The sequence below is a fragment of the Thiomicrorhabdus aquaedulcis genome, assembly GCF_004001325.1.
Lineage (GTDB): Bacteria > Pseudomonadota > Gammaproteobacteria > Thiomicrospirales > Thiomicrospiraceae > Thiomicrorhabdus > Thiomicrorhabdus aquaedulcis.
On record NZ_AP018722.1, the window covers coordinates 2243432 to 2259364 of the forward strand.

The 15933-nt window shown below is 41.4% G+C and carries 20 protein-coding genes and 1 pseudogene; 3 read left to right on the plus strand and 18 right to left on the minus strand.

Features of this window, described 5'->3' with window-relative positions:
• Positions 1–312 precede the first annotated feature (312 nt).
• Positions 313–600, plus strand: coding sequence for a hypothetical protein (locus EP181_RS12075; protein WP_197723373.1), 288 nt, complete (start codon positions 313–315; stop codon positions 598–600).
• Positions 601–780: 180 nt separating this feature from the next.
• On the opposite strand, the gene EP181_RS10260 is transcribed toward EP181_RS12075, so the two are convergent.
• The 3 genes from EP181_RS10260 to EP181_RS10270 all read right to left on the minus strand — a co-directional run bounded on the left by EP181_RS10260 (position 781) and on the right by EP181_RS10270 (position 1809).
• Complete coding sequence (locus EP181_RS10260; RefSeq protein WP_127471549.1) at positions 781–1065, minus strand: hypothetical protein; 285 nt, start codon at positions 1063–1065, stop codon at positions 781–783.
• A gap of 96 nt (positions 1066–1161) precedes the next feature.
• Positions 1162–1482 carry an alpha-carboxysome major shell protein CsoS1 gene (locus EP181_RS10265; RefSeq protein ID WP_127471550.1) on the minus strand — a complete coding sequence of 107 codons (321 nt, stop codon included), beginning with the start codon at positions 1480–1482 and terminating at the stop codon, positions 1162–1164.
• A 33-nt stretch (positions 1483–1515) separates the two neighbouring features.
• Positions 1516–1809 carry an alpha-carboxysome major shell protein CsoS1 gene (locus EP181_RS10270; protein WP_127471551.1) on the minus strand — a complete coding sequence of 98 codons (294 nt, stop codon included), beginning with the start codon at positions 1807–1809 and terminating at the stop codon, positions 1516–1518.
• A gap of 398 nt (positions 1810–2207) precedes the next feature.
• Between EP181_RS10270 and EP181_RS10280 the strand changes: the two genes are divergently transcribed.
• The gene (locus EP181_RS10280) at positions 2208–2600 is read left to right on the plus strand and encodes a hypothetical protein (protein WP_197723374.1); all 393 of its coding nucleotides are present in this window, start codon (positions 2208–2210) and stop codon (positions 2598–2600) included.
• Positions 2601–2769: 169 nt separating this feature from the next.
• Here the strand turns inward: EP181_RS10280 and EP181_RS10285 are convergent, their stop codons facing one another.
• The 15 genes and pseudogenes from EP181_RS10285 to EP181_RS10350 form a co-directional block, all read right to left on the minus strand.
• Positions 2770–3492: an SgcJ/EcaC family oxidoreductase gene (locus EP181_RS10285; protein WP_127471552.1), complete on the minus strand. Its 723-nt coding sequence runs from the start codon at positions 3490–3492 to the stop codon at positions 2770–2772.
• A gap of 40 nt (positions 3493–3532) precedes the next feature.
• Positions 3533–4342 (minus strand): S1 family peptidase, encoded by an 810-nt coding sequence (locus EP181_RS10290; RefSeq protein WP_127471553.1) that lies wholly within the window; start codon positions 4340–4342, stop codon positions 3533–3535.
• A gap of 10 nt (positions 4343–4352) precedes the next feature.
• On the minus strand, positions 4353–6704 hold the full coding sequence (locus EP181_RS10295; protein ID WP_127471554.1) for a nitric oxide reductase activation protein NorD: 2352 nt from the start codon (positions 6702–6704) through the stop codon (positions 4353–4355).
• An 11-nt stretch (positions 6705–6715) separates the two neighbouring features.
• A pseudogene (locus tag EP181_RS10300) lies at positions 6716–7563 on the minus strand (CbbQ/NirQ/NorQ domain-containing protein).
• Between the two features lie 94 nt (positions 7564–7657).
• Positions 7658–7885, minus strand: coding sequence for a hypothetical protein (locus EP181_RS10305; RefSeq protein WP_127471555.1), 228 nt, complete (start codon positions 7883–7885; stop codon positions 7658–7660).
• Positions 7866–8492, minus strand: coding sequence for a ParA family protein (locus EP181_RS10310; protein WP_127471556.1), 627 nt, complete (start codon positions 8490–8492; stop codon positions 7866–7868). The genes EP181_RS10305 and EP181_RS10310 overlap by 20 nt, the downstream gene beginning before the upstream one ends.
• A 12-nt stretch (positions 8493–8504) precedes the next feature.
• Positions 8505–8789 (minus strand): hypothetical protein, encoded by a 285-nt coding sequence (locus EP181_RS10315; protein WP_127471549.1) that lies wholly within the window; start codon positions 8787–8789, stop codon positions 8505–8507.
• Positions 8790–8868: 79 nt separating this feature from the next.
• The gene (locus tag EP181_RS10320) at positions 8869–9207 is read right to left on the minus strand and encodes an alpha-carboxysome major shell protein CsoS1 (protein ID WP_127471557.1); all 339 of its coding nucleotides are present in this window, start codon (positions 9205–9207) and stop codon (positions 8869–8871) included.
• A 33-nt stretch (positions 9208–9240) separates the two neighbouring features.
• Entirely contained in the window at positions 9241–9534 is a 294-nt protein-coding gene (locus tag EP181_RS10325; protein WP_127471551.1) for an alpha-carboxysome major shell protein CsoS1, read from the minus strand.
• Positions 9535–9630: 96 nt separating this feature from the next.
• Positions 9631–9876: a carboxysome peptide B gene (locus tag EP181_RS10330; RefSeq protein WP_127471558.1), complete on the minus strand. Its 246-nt coding sequence runs from the start codon at positions 9874–9876 to the stop codon at positions 9631–9633.
• The gene (locus tag EP181_RS10335) at positions 9876–10046 is read right to left on the minus strand and encodes a EutN/CcmL family microcompartment protein (RefSeq protein ID WP_232023587.1); all 171 of its coding nucleotides are present in this window, start codon (positions 10044–10046) and stop codon (positions 9876–9878) included. Before EP181_RS10335 ends, EP181_RS10330 begins: the two co-directional genes overlap by 1 nt.
• Positions 9974–10120, minus strand: a complete 147-nt coding sequence (locus EP181_RS12525; RefSeq protein ID WP_232023594.1) for a hypothetical protein — start codon at positions 10118–10120, stop codon at positions 9974–9976. Before EP181_RS12525 ends, EP181_RS10335 begins: the two co-directional genes overlap by 73 nt.
• Positions 10121–10135: 15 nt before the next feature.
• Positions 10136–12628, minus strand: a complete 2493-nt coding sequence (locus EP181_RS10340) for an alpha-carboxysome scaffolding protein CsoS2 (protein WP_127471559.1) — start codon at positions 12626–12628, stop codon at positions 10136–10138.
• An 83-nt stretch (positions 12629–12711) separates the two neighbouring features.
• Complete coding sequence (locus EP181_RS10345) at positions 12712–13041, minus strand: ribulose bisphosphate carboxylase small subunit (RefSeq protein WP_127471560.1); 330 nt, start codon at positions 13039–13041, stop codon at positions 12712–12714.
• 30 nt (positions 13042–13071) lie between these two features.
• On the minus strand, positions 13072–14493 hold the full coding sequence (locus EP181_RS10350) for a form I ribulose bisphosphate carboxylase large subunit (protein WP_127471561.1): 1422 nt from the start codon (positions 14491–14493) through the stop codon (positions 13072–13074).
• A gap of 304 nt (positions 14494–14797) precedes the next feature.
• Here EP181_RS10350 and EP181_RS10355 point away from each other — a divergent pair, with 304 nt between their 5' ends.
• Positions 14798–15730: a LysR substrate-binding domain-containing protein gene (locus EP181_RS10355; protein WP_172959743.1), complete on the plus strand. Its 933-nt coding sequence runs from the start codon at positions 14798–14800 to the stop codon at positions 15728–15730.
• The last annotated feature ends 203 nt before the right edge of the window (positions 15731–15933 follow it).

Sequence of the window (15933 nt, forward strand, 5' to 3'; positions counted from 1 at the left end):
AAAATTCACCTAATTTTGTTGAAATATAGCTGAATTTCCGGCTATTCACTGCGTTTTAGGCTTTAATTAGACAAATTTTACTCATTTTCTTTCGCACCTAACTCGTGCAAATATCTTAACTTAAAACTAATTATTGAATTTATGCACATCTTGCACTTAATGTCTTAACTTACGTACAATATAACGTGAAATTAACAGGAGTCAAAGCATGATTAATAAACTCAAGCCACTAACCTACTCAGGCTTAAGCAACGACCAGTGGGAAGGCTTTACCAGCATTGGTCAAATCATTCGTGATGCACGTATTTTGGTTTGATTAACGATGACGAAAACTGTCAAGGTTGGCGGGTAGACCAGATTGAAGCGTTATGGGAAAAGGTAAATGACAAATGGGCAGAATATGGCTGTTTAGCATCTCAACTCCCACTTGAACTGCAAGAAAAACACGAACGGGTTCATGCTAACGCCCTAGAAAGAGCAAAAGAACTCGGCTGGACACCAGAAAACTGGCTTACCGCAACCGACTTTCAAGGCTGGGTTAAAGAAGAGCATATGGAAGAGTTTTTATCACCCGATTGGGAACATGGTAAACACCGATAATTTACGCCCGTTATCAGGGGTAATTTAATCTCGCTAAATACGATATGAATCATCAAAACCCAACAACGTCTTCTTCTATAGGCGCTTCTATTACTTTAATTTATGGAGTGTTGACACTCCATGTTGACACTTTTAACGATTCGCTAGGGCAACGACATGCTTAAACATAGCTCATACGCCCTATTGAACAAAGGTCTGTTGATAAAATTCACTAATCTTCTCTGCCAAGAACAATTGCTCTGGCAAAAAACTGCCTTCCTCTCCGTCTATCGTTATACTGGCAAACGTTGTCGCAAAATTTATGGTTGAGGGTTGCGCTCCTATTTCTTCTATTTGCGCATTGAGATAATCTAAAAAATCTCGAGTTTCCCTATAGGCAGAAAACTGGAATTTTCGTGTCATTTGACAAGGTTTATTTCGAAAATCCCACTTTTCTGCATACGGGAAATCTGACTGACAAGACATAGCAATCCTTTGTGGCTTAAATTAAAAAGGTGTGAAGGCATGGTGCTCCACACCTCCACCATTTGTGATAAACAAATGATTAGCTTTGAGTACGAGTTACGTCCGCATCCAAACCTGTTGTACCTGTTGTACCATTAGGAAGTACTTTTCAACTTCATTATGCACACGCGCGATAATGTGGGCAGCAACTAAGCCATCTCCAACACGTTCACACGCATCAGCGCCTGCACGTACTGCTGCGTTTACCGCTCCAGTTTCGCCACGTACTAATACAGTTACATAGCCGCCACCTACAAACTGACGACCTATTAAACGGACTTCGGCCGCTTTTGTCATAGCATCAGCTGCTTCAATCGCTGGTACTAATCCACGTGTTTCAATCATACCTAGTGCAACACCACCATATACATTTGACATTACAAACTCCTAAAAATGGTAAAACGACAGAGCTTAAGCTGCGTCTGTTGGTAGTACTTTTTCTACTTCGTTGTGGATACGCGCAATAATGTGCGCTGCAACTAGGCCGTCACCAACACGTTCACACGCATCAGCGCCTGCACGTACTGCTGCGTTTACCGCTCCAGTTTCGCCACGTACTAATACAGTTACATAACCGCCGCCAACAAATTGACGTCCAATTAAGCGTACTTCTGCCGCTTTTGTCATTGCATCTGCTGCTTCAATTGCGGGTACTAATCCACGCGTTTCGATCATACCTAAAGCTACACCCATACGGTCACTCATAACAGTCCCCTTAAATTCAACAATTAAAATAAAAATTAAATTACATAGCATTGTCGTTTATTAATCACAATGCTCACTTAATGATCTCTTTAAAAATCATTCATACCAGTCGTCGATAATGCCACAGATTGTTAAATCCGTAATCATTTTCATGTCTTTCATGGCAATTCTTGCGGCACTTCCTGAGGCTGTAAACACGCCGTAAATTTCCTTTAATCATAAACCAAATTGTGTACAACTCAATTTGGTTCAGACATTAGTAAAAAAGGTTTAAATAGACCATACATTATGAATCGATTATAACGGTAAATTTCTTTTTGAAGACTATTTTGACTACATCCTACACTTAACGCCTTAACTTACGTACAATGAAATGTTAAATAAATAGGAATCAAACCATGATTAATAAACTCAAGCCACTTACCTACTCAGGCTTAAGCAACGACCAGTGGGAAGGCTTTACCAGCATTGGACAAATCATTCGTGATGCGCGTATTTTTGGCGTCATTAACGATGACGAAAACTGCCAAGGATGGCGCGTCGATCAAATTGAAGCCTTATGGGAAAAAATAAACAATAAATGGGGAGAGTATGGTTGTTTGGCGTCTCAATTGCCACCTGAACTGCAAGAAAAACACGAGCGTGTTCATGCAAACGCTTTAGAAAGAGCAAAAGAACTTGGCTGGACACCCGAAAACTGGCTAACCGCAACTGATTTTCAAGGCTGGGTTAAAGAAGAACATATGGAAGAATTTTTATCACCCGAATGGGAAAACAGCAAACACCGATAATGCTCTGCTTGCATTACATGTTTTAAAAATTAAATGCCTGCCGGCATTATTGATTTACTACTAAATTTTTTATATGAACTCTTTAAATCAGGAAAAGCTATAACTTTAAAACGTCTTAGCTCTTCCATCATCACAATGCAGTCCATATTCACAAGCACCGCATTAGATATTAGTGCGCACGACTCATATCTTCAGGCATCATAGATGAATGATGATGTGAAATGACCCAGTGCCCATTTTCTAAAACATAAATAAAACTGTATCGAGCCTGTACGTGCTGACCTCCTTCAAGAGTGAACGTATATAACCCTGTATCTTGAACCATGTTGCACCCCATGTGAATATGGCGCTCATCAATTCTACCTACTGGATTTTTCATCAAGAAATGTTCAAAGTAATCTTCAATGGCACCATGGTTAGTACGTGGGACATTGGAAACTGTTGGCAGCAATACGGCCGACTTACTATAATTATCAGTTACTTTACGCGCATCTTTAGTCTGCAAAGAGGCATTCCATCGATCAAACAAATCAGCTACTTCTTGCTCTGTAATTAAAGTGCATTGCATTTGCGAGTCCATAGCAACATTCTGACAATCAAGCAGTTCAATATGTAAAATAACAGTTTGATTAGGCAACAACCCTTTCATACCAGTAAGATTAGGGTACAAATAGCGCGGTGAAACCTGCGCATGACGCTTACCGCCAACTTGCATACCATTGCTTAACAACTCTAAAGCTGGCATGGTTTGACCCTGTCCTAAAACAAAACTTTCAACGTAACAATCTGTAATTTTACGCCCACTTAAATTATGTGCATGAACACGAACCGTTACAACTTTGCCTTCTGCTGCCTGAGCACCAGAACCCGAAACAACCTCTTCAAATTTCATAATAGTGTCTTTTCCTTAACACAAATTATTGCAAAACTAGCTAAATACCCAGCTTCATTGTTGCGAAATAACGTATGGTTTCACGCACGACATCGGCTTTAATCACTAAGCCTAAATCAATCATTTCATTACATGATCCTTGCACAGCACAAGAACCGCCAACAGCTGCCTTGTCATCTTCACGAAAAAACACTGCAGAAACCACACCCAAAAAATAAAACTTACGTGATTCTGGCGATAAATGGCTCTCTGGATTGTACAAGAATACTGGGCTACCACTAGAGCCTGGATAGACAGAGGCGTCAATCAGAAACTCTCGCTTCCCTTCAAAATCTAATAACAAAGAGGTAGCCGTAGTGCCTCTACGCATAATGGGCATTAAATTTACATTATCCCAAACCCCGTTTGGGTAACCTACAAAAAGAACACTTTCAAGGGCATCGAACGCATCTAACTGTTCAATACTAGGAATTAAATCTATGTCTATAGCATGAAAATAGATATTTTCATTTAATGCCTGAACACTCTTGCCCAACAGGGCAAGTGGCATAATCGCCAAATCAATTTCAGGATCTGGGTGATAAAACCATTGATTTGCAAAATCTGCAATAGACACATCTAATCTTTTGCCTATCACGGGCGCACCTTCATGCGCCGCTGTAAATGATAACGTTCCCACTTTAGCTAATTCAACAACATGACGATTGGTCACTAGAAAAGGGTAAGGATTATCACTTAAAAAGCAATTAAAGAAAAAACCTGTACCCGCACCTTCACTACCATTCTCAAGCAATGTATCTATACGTACAGTGTTAAATAACAACTTTTTAGACAAACTATTTAATTGCATAACGCTCGCATCACTTTGTTAAGGACATATAAAGCATCGGTAATTTTTCTGGTAGCTTTTCAACATGGTCAATTACCGTATAGTGACTATTTCCAAAAATTCGCGACACATAATGATCCGCATGCGGATCTAGAGTCAAACAATACGTCATGATGCCATCAGACGCCAACTCTTCAACGGCATGCTTTGCATCCATACGCAAGTACTGTGGATCACGCACATCGTTATCTGCCGGCTCACCATCGGTAATAAGCAATATTAATTTTTTAGTAGCCGATTGACGTTTTAAGTGCGACCCTGCATGACGTAAAGCTGTTCCCATACGAGTTGAGAAATCACCTTTCATACCCGCCAAACGAGCCTTTGCTTCGTCACCAAATTCTTCATCAAAATCCTTAAAACGGTAATAATGCACATCATGTCGACCCTTTGAACAAAAGCCGTGAATAGCAAATGGATCACCTATCTTACTTAATGCTTCGGCCAGCAAGACACTCGCTGAACGAGTTAAATCAAGTACAGAATAATCTTTGCCTTTAACCTTATCATTTGTTGATTCAGACAAATCGAGCAAAACGACCAAAGAAACATCACGAATCTTACGCTGATAACGAATCATTATGCGTTCATCCGGTTGCTGATGCATACGGATGTCAATCATTGCAGCGACAGCGGCATTAATGTCTATATCATCACCTGTTTCTTGGCGACGAATACGCTGCATTCCCTGAGGAACCATTGACTCAATTAAAAACTTTAACCGTGAAATAACAGGGCGGTGCGCAGCACGTAATTCATCTACGATGGTAATGTCACCCATCTTTGCTCGGCGCTCAAGAACAGTCGCCCACAAAGGGCGTTCAACTTGAATTTGATAATCCCACTCATGATAATGAACAGGCTCAAGAGGTTGCTCTTTGCCTTCAGAGTCATTGTAAGAAATCCCCATATCTTCATATGGAAATAACTCGGTTGGCAAAACCCACACTTCTTGTGCATCATCGCCAGCTAACTCGACCTCAACTTCGTTAACAAGCTCCATTACAGAAACTTTCTTTCTTATCTGCTGCCCAGTATTCCAACTTGCTTCTAACGCTAGTTCTTCATCATAAGCATCGCTCCACCATATAAAACGGTTGTCATCGCGATAAGCTGCCTCATGCATCATCATTTTAGGACTAAATTCTGTCATACCAAAACGATCAATTTCACGAGCTAAAGGAACACCTACTTCACGAGCAAAATTAGGGCTTTGAATATCAGGATGTTCATTAAATAATTGACGAGCTCTGGCTACCATTGGGTGATCATCAATATAATCATCATCTAACAATGCACGCGAAACACGGACCAATAAACTTTCTAATACATCGGTTTTATTGCGCAAGTCAGCATGAAACTTTAACCATAAGCCTTTTAAATTTGGAAATTCAGCTATAGCGAGCTTTTCAACCCGAGCATCTTCAATAATGCCAACAATTGTCATACCAAGTAACGACAATGTTTCTGGAGTTAAACGTGTAGTGCTATAAACCAAATGCGCAGCCGCATGCGCAACTGAAGCTCGATAGACTTCTAAACCACTAGCAATAACAGTATCGCCACCGTCAAAGCCTCTAAAATCATCATGCGCATCAGCGATATGAATCATAAAATTATCAATAAAAGGACGCAATCCTTCTCGATTTTCAAAATCACCCGATGTAGGACGTAAAAAGAAATCACGTCCCCATAGCGCACGTAAATAAATATTCAAACGACGCTGAACATCAATAAACAATGTGCCCTTACGCTCACGCTGCAAAACATTATGAGAAACAGGAGATTGTAATGAGAAATAAGCAACCTGGCCTTCAAAATCTACACGATACGCATGCGCGCCCCACATCGCCCAGCGACGTAGACCACCTAACGTAAGATTACTAAACAGCAATTCTAGATTTTCCAACATATAACGAACGCCACGTGGAGCTTGCGCCATTAAATGTCCAACCAAATTTAGATAAGACTCAAATAATTGCGCATCCCCTAATCGAGCTGCGGCCACTGGCGATGTGTTAATAATCAAATCTAAAACAGAAGCCGAAGTTTTTGATGCAAAGCCCAATACCGAATCTACTAACAGTACGATGGAATCTTCACCTACTTCTTTAGCAAGATTCGGAGCACTTTGCAAATAACTCAATACAACCGTTGAAGAACGTGACATATTACTGATGGCCGAAGCACCCTTAATATAGTTATCTAAACCCCTAGGCGAAAGCACGCGTGAAGCTTCAACCCATGACGAGCGTAATAACTCAATTGCATCTTCAGGAAACTCGTCGAGAATGTCCTGATATTCTTCTAAATGAACAGCCATATTAACTCACATTAAAAGTAGGCAAGGATAGCGGAATCTAAAGCATCACGCATATCAGGATCGTCGGTGATTGGGCGTACTAACGTAACACGACAAGCATCAACAGCAGAAACACCAGAAACAATCAACGAAGCGGCATAAATCATCATACGAGTTGAAATACCCTCGTCTAGACCATGGCCTTTTAAATTACGAGCGCGCTCTGCAATATGCACGAGCTTTTTAGCAATTTCAATGTCCACGCCTGTTTCATGACTAATAATTTCAGACTCTACTTCAAAAGCAGGATAGTTAAAATCAAGTGCCCCAAAACGCTGTTTAGTTGACTGTTTTAAGTCTTTCATTAAACTCTGATAACCGGGGTTATAAGAAATTACCATAAAGAAATCTGGATGACACTCTACAAGTTCACCCTTTTTTCTAAAGGCAGAACACGACGAGAATCTGTAAGCGGGTGAATCACTACCGTTGTATCTTGACGCGCTTCAACAACTTCATCTAAATAACAAATTGCGCCGTAACGTGCAGCAATGGCCAATGGGCCATCTTGCCAACGCGTACCGCTTGAATCTAATAAAAAACGACCTACTAAATCAGATGCTGTCATATCTTCGTTACAAGCAACTGTAATTAAAGGACGATTTAGTTTCCAAGCCATATGTTCAACAAAACGTGTTTTACCACATCCTGTTGGACCTTTAAGCATCATGGGCATGCGCACAGAATAAGCGGATTCAAAAAGAGACATCTCATCTGAAACGGTGCGGTAATAAGGTTCGGATTTAACGTAATATTGTGCTAAAGGATTATCTGTATTCACGGAAGTACCACTATTAATAAAAGAATTATTAGTTGGCATCGTTACCGATGCGGGCTCTGCTAGACTACCTGCTTTATAGGTGACTGCTTTTTTGTATGACGAACGAACTGGCATTTAACAAACTCCTTAAAATTTAATCTGGCCAAACACGATCTGAGTGTTCAAAACCAAACAACTTCTTCTTCACTTGAGCGACATCTTGCTCGGCTTGAACCAGTTTTTCTACAGGCGCTTCAATTAACTTAACTTCTGGCTCCTGTACGTCGACCGGGTTCGTGACGGTCGTATCTATTTTAGCCTTAGCCGCTGCTCTTTTTACCTGACGAATGCCAGATGTTAATTTATTTTCCAGTGTTGACATGATTAAATATCTCCTCTATCAATGTATCCATTTCGTCTCTTGCAAGCTTACCCCGTCCTGCAACATCATAAACTGTCTTTCCCTCTACTGCGGCATTACGATATACCGCTCTTTTACCCAGAGTTTGTTGCGCTAATGGAATTCCCAGCGCACTCGAGACTGACATTGCGGCTTTTACAAACGCATTGCCTTTTTCAACTTGATTAAATACCAACATCGAGCGCAGTGTTTGGCGCTCTTGCTGGTTTAACAGCTCAACAAATGAAACTGTAGCCCATAAATCAAATGGCGATGGGTTAACCGGAACAATCAAGTGGGTTAACTCTTCAACTACGGCTAGAAATTCTTCATCTCTAAACGCAGGTGGACAATCAATTACACAGATATTGGCATCGGACTGGGGTAAAGGCTCTCCCAACCGATAGGGCATTACTGTAAACGGCAATTTATTGCATTGCATTGACCAGTGTAATAATGAGGCCTGTGGATCAGCATCCAGCACTAGTACTGTGTGTTTTTGCGCCAACGCTGCGGCAAAATTAACGGCGATTGTTGTTTTTCCTACACCACCTTTGCGATTCGCCAGGGCAACGACATGCTTAAACATAGCTCATACGCCCTATTGAACAAAGGTCTGTTGATAAAATTCACTAATCTTCTCTGCCAAGAACAATTGCTCTGGCAAAAAACTGCCTTCCTCTCCGTCTATCGTTATACTGGCAAACGTTGTCGCAAAATTTATGGTTGAGGGTTGCGCTCCTATTTCTTCTATTTGCGCATTGAGATAATCTAAAAAATCTCGAGTTTCCCTATAGGCAGAAAACTGGAATTTTCGTGTCATTTGACAAGGTTTATTTCGAAAATCCCACTTTTCTGCATACGGGAAATCTGACTGACAAGACATAGCAATCCTTTGTGGCTTAAATTAAAAAGGTGTGAAGGCATGGTGCTCCACACCTCCACCATTTGTGATAAACAAATGATTAGCTTTGAGTACGAGTTACGTCCGCATCCAAACCTGTTGTACCTGTTGTACCATTAGGAAGTACTTTTTCAACTTCATTATGCACACGCGCGATAATGTGGGCAGCAACTAAGCCATCTCCAACACGTTCACACGCATCAGCGCCTGCACGTACTGCTGCGTTTACCGCTCCAGTTTCGCCACGTACTAATACAGTTACATAGCCGCCACCTACAAACTGACGACCTATTAAACGGACTTCGGCCGCTTTTGTCATAGCATCAGCTGCTTCAATCGCTGGTACTAATCCACGTGTTTCAATCATACCTAGTGCAACACCACCATATACATTTGACATTACAAACTCCTAAAAATGGTAAAACGACAGAGCTTAAGCTGCGTCTGTTGGTAGTACTTTTTCTACTTCGTTGTGGATACGCGCAATAATGTGCGCTGCAACTAGGCCGTCACCAACACGTTCACACGCATCAGCGCCTGCACGTACTGCTGCGTTTACCGCTCCAGTTTCGCCACGTACTAATACAGTTACATAACCGCCGCCAACAAATTGACGTCCAATTAAGCGTACTTCTGCCGCTTTTGTCATTGCATCTGCTGCTTCAATTGCGGGTACTAATCCACGCGTTTCGATCATACCTAAAGCTACACCCATACGGTCACTCATAACAGTCCCCTTAAATTCAACAATTAAAATAAAAATTAAATTACATAGCATTGTCGTTTATTAATCACAATGCTCACTTAATGATCTCTTTAAAAATCATTCATACCAGTCGTCGATAATGCCACAGATTGTTAAATCCGTAATCATTTTCATGTCTTTCATGGCAATTCTTGCGGCACTTCCTGATGCTGTAAACACCCATTCTCCTGGGCTAACACCAACAGGATCAGTCGCCACTAGCTGCTTTCCCTTTAAGTCTTTAAGCACACGCAACGAAGCATTATTAAATCCAACGACACGCTTACTGCAAACCAAATCAGAAACAACTTGCATAATTTCCATCATTCCTCCCAGTGATCGATAATGCCAACAATGGTCAAATCACTTGGAAAGTCCTTAGCGCCTGCCGCTTCACGCGCGGCGCCAGAACCAACACAAATCACCCAATCACCAGGCATACAACCAATAGAGTCAACAGCAACACTGCGCGCACCACTTTTTTCTTTAACCACCAACAATGGGCGATGTCCAAACTCAGCGATACGATTTGTGGAAACCAGTGTTTTTCTACTTGCATAATGCGCATACTACTATCGCCTTATTAACCGCGTGCACCACCAGAATAGGTAACAGACACGCCTTTAGCACTACCACTTGATGAACCTGTAATATTAATACTACTGACACGAACTTCACGTTCAACATCTTTATATACAGACGCACCTACCATCCAACTTTTTGGGTTTCCCTTTTCAGTTGGATTGCGACTTTTACTAGACGCACCTTCTGTTCCGGTTACAGCATTTGAAGATGCCCAAGCATCACCAGTAACTTTACGCCCATCCTGACTTCCATTACCTGTAAGTCTATGAGCAGTAATTAAGGCATTTTCTACAGAACTTGGAACAGGCGGTACAACAGCCTGTACGGGCTCTACCACAATTGGTGGAGCAACAGATTCTTGATGATTTACATTCTTCATTACTGAAGCCATGCAACCATTCATAACTCGCTGAGGATTTTCATTTCTTTGTGCATGAAAACCACGAGTACCTGTTAAATGCCTACTTTCCAGCTCAGCATTACCCGTTAAAACACGTCCTCTAGCCAGTGATGCATAAGGTAAATCAGGAGTAAGTACAGGAGCAGTAGTTCTATGCGATACAGGCGTATCAACAGAAATATAGCCACCAGTTACACCCGATGAACATGCCCCGCGTTCATTACCTGTCATCTTGCTGCTGTTAAAAGCCACATCACCCGATACAGGAGTAACGGATACAACCCTTACAGGATGCGTAGCGCAGTATGCAGACAACAAATTATCAACAGCAGGTTGATCACCTGTCACTGTTTTACAAAGTCCTTTATCACTACCAGTTAGGTTTTCATTGACGCCCACAGCGATACCGGTGACAGCCAGGTTACCACCCTGGCTGTCACCTAGAAACTTTGGGAATGTCAATGCACCTAAATCACTTGCAGAAGAAGCAGGCTGCACTAAACTAACGGGTTGACGTTTAATGGTGGCGACTGGAGCTGATTTTTTTAAGCTCACAAATTGCACATCATGATACTGACTTCCCGAAATTCGACGCTTATTGCCAATATCATTACCGGTAATTCGTCCTACATCCAACTGTTGAGGTTGACCTGTAACAGCTATATTTTTGGCACTTTTAGCAACAATTACTTTATCAGCATTTAATGGTACCGAATCAGAACCGCAAAAAGATTTAAACTCTTCGTTGCTCAAGTATTCAGTTCCAGTCACAGTTTTACAGCTACCGGCTTCATTCCCAGTTACACCTTCAGAACGGGCTGTCAATGAACCTGAAACTTGTCCACCGCGCGCGGTATGCGACATAAGTACTTTTTCTGGATTGCGATTACCAACAACACGCTCGCCATCTGACAAGTAACAAGAGCCACTAATTTCACGTAAAGAACCAACTTCAACACCAGTAACACTAGCATTTGATCCTACGTTAGTACCTGTGACACCAGTACCATTACAACCAGACATAACGGATACTTTAGTTGCATTTGGCTTAGGTGCGGTTACACCCTGCGCTTGATAATAATCAGTACCAAAGTACTCAGAACCTGTTATGGTTAAACCAGAACCAGATTCAACACCAGTTACTTTTTCTGATACAGAAACATCAACACCAGTTACATTCTTTCCTGACAAAGTCTGCATATTCAAAACTTTTGCAGGAGCGGCGACAGGCTTTGAATCACATACTTGTGTAAAATGTTCATCACTCAAATACTCAGTACCTGTTACATGAGAACATTCACCACTTTCAATACCTGTCACGCCATTATTGGCATCTACGCGAGTGCCCGAAACGGATTGCCCACTCAAGGTCTGCGTAAACTCAACTTTGGTGGGCTGAATCTTTTTTGGGCGAACTCTACCAGTTGGTCTTGTAACAGCCGTTGAAGACTTGACCATACCAGAATTAGAAGATTCAGAGCGATGCAGCTGTGCCAATTGGCGACCTGTCACACCTTTTTCTAAAGCTGACTTAAAATCCTGCCCGGGCATAGACATGGCAACTTTTGCTGCTTTTGAAACTTTCTGCATACCCGATTTGCCAGTTTGAGCCATTGCTTGACGACGTGCCATTGCAATAGTACGCCCTGCGCTCATCTGAGCTAACGGTTGATGCTGGTTACTAGAAGAAATAACGTGCATTGTCATAGAATCAGACTCGGGTGCATCAAAAACTGAAGACTCGGCAGATGATAATGGCTGCACATATGTTGATGCTGGCAATGGGATAGCCTTAGCACGGTTAGTACTTGACTTACCTTGCGTGCTCATAGTTTGTCTACGTAAGCGGTTAGCTTCACGTACACTGCCTGATGCCATCAAATTTAAATCAATTGCATTCGAAGCCTGAGAAGAAGAGGCAACGAAATTTTCATTACTTGGCATTTCAGCTTTTTGCTTTGCGGCAACTGCATGGCGTACTGACGCCATACTTGCAGATTTCCCTGCTGTTGATAGCATTGCACGACGCATTCTTGCCAGCTCCTTGCCCGAAGGTGCAGAGCCATTTAACTGCTCACTTTCGTTATACATATTGCACTCTCTCTTTGTCAATCGACTTGTTAGTTTAGTGGCAAAGCAGCTCACTATAAAATGAACTACTTCACAAACCGCAATTAACGACCGCGATAAACAACGAAAGCCATACCCTGACTTTGTGAATAGTTGTCAAAACCTACAAGACGCACTAGGTGGTCAGGGTTTTCACGGTGACAAGATTCGATTTCAGCCAATACTGCATCTACTGACTGTTCACCGAACATTGGTAATTTCCACATGTACCAGTAAGAACCAGCCATGTTGTCACTTTCAGTATGCTCAATACCTGGATTCCAACCCTGATGAATCATGTAAGCAATTTGCTTACGAACCTGGTCAGGAGTCATCTGTGGCAAGTAAGAAAATGTTTCTAACTTAAGTGATGATTTGTACGCTTGAATTTGCATGTTAATTTCCTTTTATATTCTGACTAAAGATTAACGGTTTACGACATCAAGTTTGTCAACCGTGTCGAACTCAAACTTAATCTCTTTCCATGTTTCCATAGCAACACGCAATTCAGGACTATGCTTAGCCGCTGCAGTCAAGATTTCTTTGCCTTCTCTCTCTAGCTCACGACCTTCGTTACGAGCTTGAACACACGCTTCTAGTGCAACACGGTTTGCGCATGCGCCTGCTGCGTTACCCCATGGGTGACCCAACGTACCACCACCAAACTGAAGAACAGAATCATCACCAAAGATGTTAACCAACGCAGGCATGTGCCATACGTGAATACCACCAGAAGCTACTGCGAAAACACCAGGCATTGAACCCCAATCTTGATCGAAGAAAATACCACGTGAACGGTCTTCAGGAATGAATGACTCACGTAATAGATCAATCCAACCTAATGTTGATGCGCGATCGCCTTCCAATTTTCCTACAACAGTACCAGTGTGCAACTGATCACCACCTGACAAACGAAGGATCTTAGTTAGTACTCGGAAGTGGATACCGTGATGCGGGTTACGGTCAACTACAGCGTGCATTGCACGGTGAATGTGTAACAACATACCGTTGTCACGACACCAGTTAGCTAGCCCTGTGTTTGCAGTAAAACCACCAGTGATGTAATCGTGCATAATGATCGGAGCGCCGATTTCTTTTGCATACTCTGCACGCTTGTACATTTCTTCAGAAGTAGGTGCAGTAACGTTTAGGTAGTGACCTTTACGCTCGCCAGTTTCAGCTTCGGCTTTTAATGTTGCTTCTTGTACGAAATCAAAACGCTGTCTCCAACGCATGAAAGGCTGAGAGTTTACGTTTTCATCATCTTTAGTAAAGTCTAAACCACCACGCAAACACTCATATACAGCGCGACCGTAGTTTTTTGCTGATAGACCAAGCTTAGGCTTAATAGTACAACCTAATAATGGACGACCATACTTGTTCATAACGTCACGTTCAACCTGGATACCCATTGGTGGTCCACCGCACGTCTTAACAAAAGCGATTGGGAAACGAACGTCTTCTAAACGTAAAGAACGAACAGCTTTAAAGCCGAATACGTTACCAACTAATGATGTAAATACGTTTACAACTGAACCTTCTTCGAATAAATCGATTGGGTAAGCAATGAAAGCGTAAAACGCAGTGTCATCGCCAGGAACGTCTTCAATGCGGTATGAACGACCTTTGTAATAGTCCATATCCGTCAACAAGTCAGTCCATACAGTTGTCCATGTACCTGTTGAAGATTCTGCTGCAACTGCTGCTGCTGCTTCTTCACGGTCTACACCTGGTTGAGGAACAATCTTGAAACACGCCAATAGGTCTGTGTCTAAAGGTGTATATTCAGGTGTCCAGTAGGTGTGTCGATATTCCTTTACACCAGCCTGATATGTTTTTGCTGCCATTAAGCTTCTCCTTTGATTGAACATGATTAACATACGCCAACGGCGCATGTCATTTGCTTTTTTAATTTCATTACAAGCCAACAGCACAAAAAAATACGTATTTTGTTATCTATTGTCTTCTTTAACAAATCATACAACGAATTAAACATAAAAAAAACAAAAAAACTAAGGTTAAGTAAACTCTAATTTCTTATTGAATTTATTAGTCTGATTATATTACCGTAAACGTCACATAAAAAAATAAAAAATATCACGTCCAATGTTAAGATAATCTTAACCATAAATGCGAGCTAATAAATTACTAATGATTTTAAATGTCAGTTTAAAACAAATGCGTTCTTTTTCCTGTGTCTGTAAGCACATGAGTTTTTTAGAGGCCGCTAACGAGCTTCATATGTCGCCACCTGCAATATCAATGCAAATTAAGCAAATAGAAAACACTGTAGGCCTGCAGCTTATGGAAAGAAACAGCAAGTTAATCCATATAACGCAAGCTGGAATGGTTTTTTTAGGTTACTGCCAACGAATCCTAATTCAAACACAAGAACTTCAAAATGCGATGATCAATATTGGAGGCCTTAAAGGAGGAACGCTCACCATAGGCATGGTCAGTACCGCCAAATATTTTTTACCTGAAGTTTTGGCCGCTTTTCATCAAATATACCCTGATGTAAGTATTTTAATAATCGAAGCAAACCGCGATAAATTAAGCGAGGGCCTAAAAGCAGGTGAAATAGACTTAGCCATTATGGGCAGACCCCCTTCCAGCAATGACATACAATCGGTTCCGTTTGCCTCACATCCGCATGGCATTATCTCAGCGGCAGACCACCCACTTGCTGGACAAAAAAATATTAGCGGCGAAAAGCTCCTAGCTGAAACCTTTATTGTTCGTGAAACTGGATCAGGTACTCGCGTAGCAATGGAAACTTTTTTTGAAGAACTTGGCATAAAACCCAAGGTAGGCATGGTCATGAACAATAATGAAACCATTAAGCAGTCTGTAATGGTTAATTTAGGACTCTCTTTTATAGCCCTTGATACAGCCAGAACAGAAATTGAAACCGGTAAAATTGCAGAGCTAGACGTTGCAGGATTACCGGTTATAAAACAATGGTATCTTGCCAGCTTAGCAAATCGGACGTTCTCACCCTCTGCAGCAGTGTTTCATGTTTTCATGATAGAACACATGACATCCGACGACATCAACCTTAAAAAAATAGGCAAAACGCCCTAAACACATAACGTTAAAATCAACTTATCGCCTAAAACAGCGCACATAGACCCTTTAGAGCAGAAAAAAACCCCACTTTAATTAAGAAAAATAGAACCATAACCAATTATGAATTAGTTTTTCTTAACCATGATTGAATAAAAACTGATTTGTTATACCTATAATAATTAGCTATAGTTAAACGCCAAAAATTTATAGACTCTATA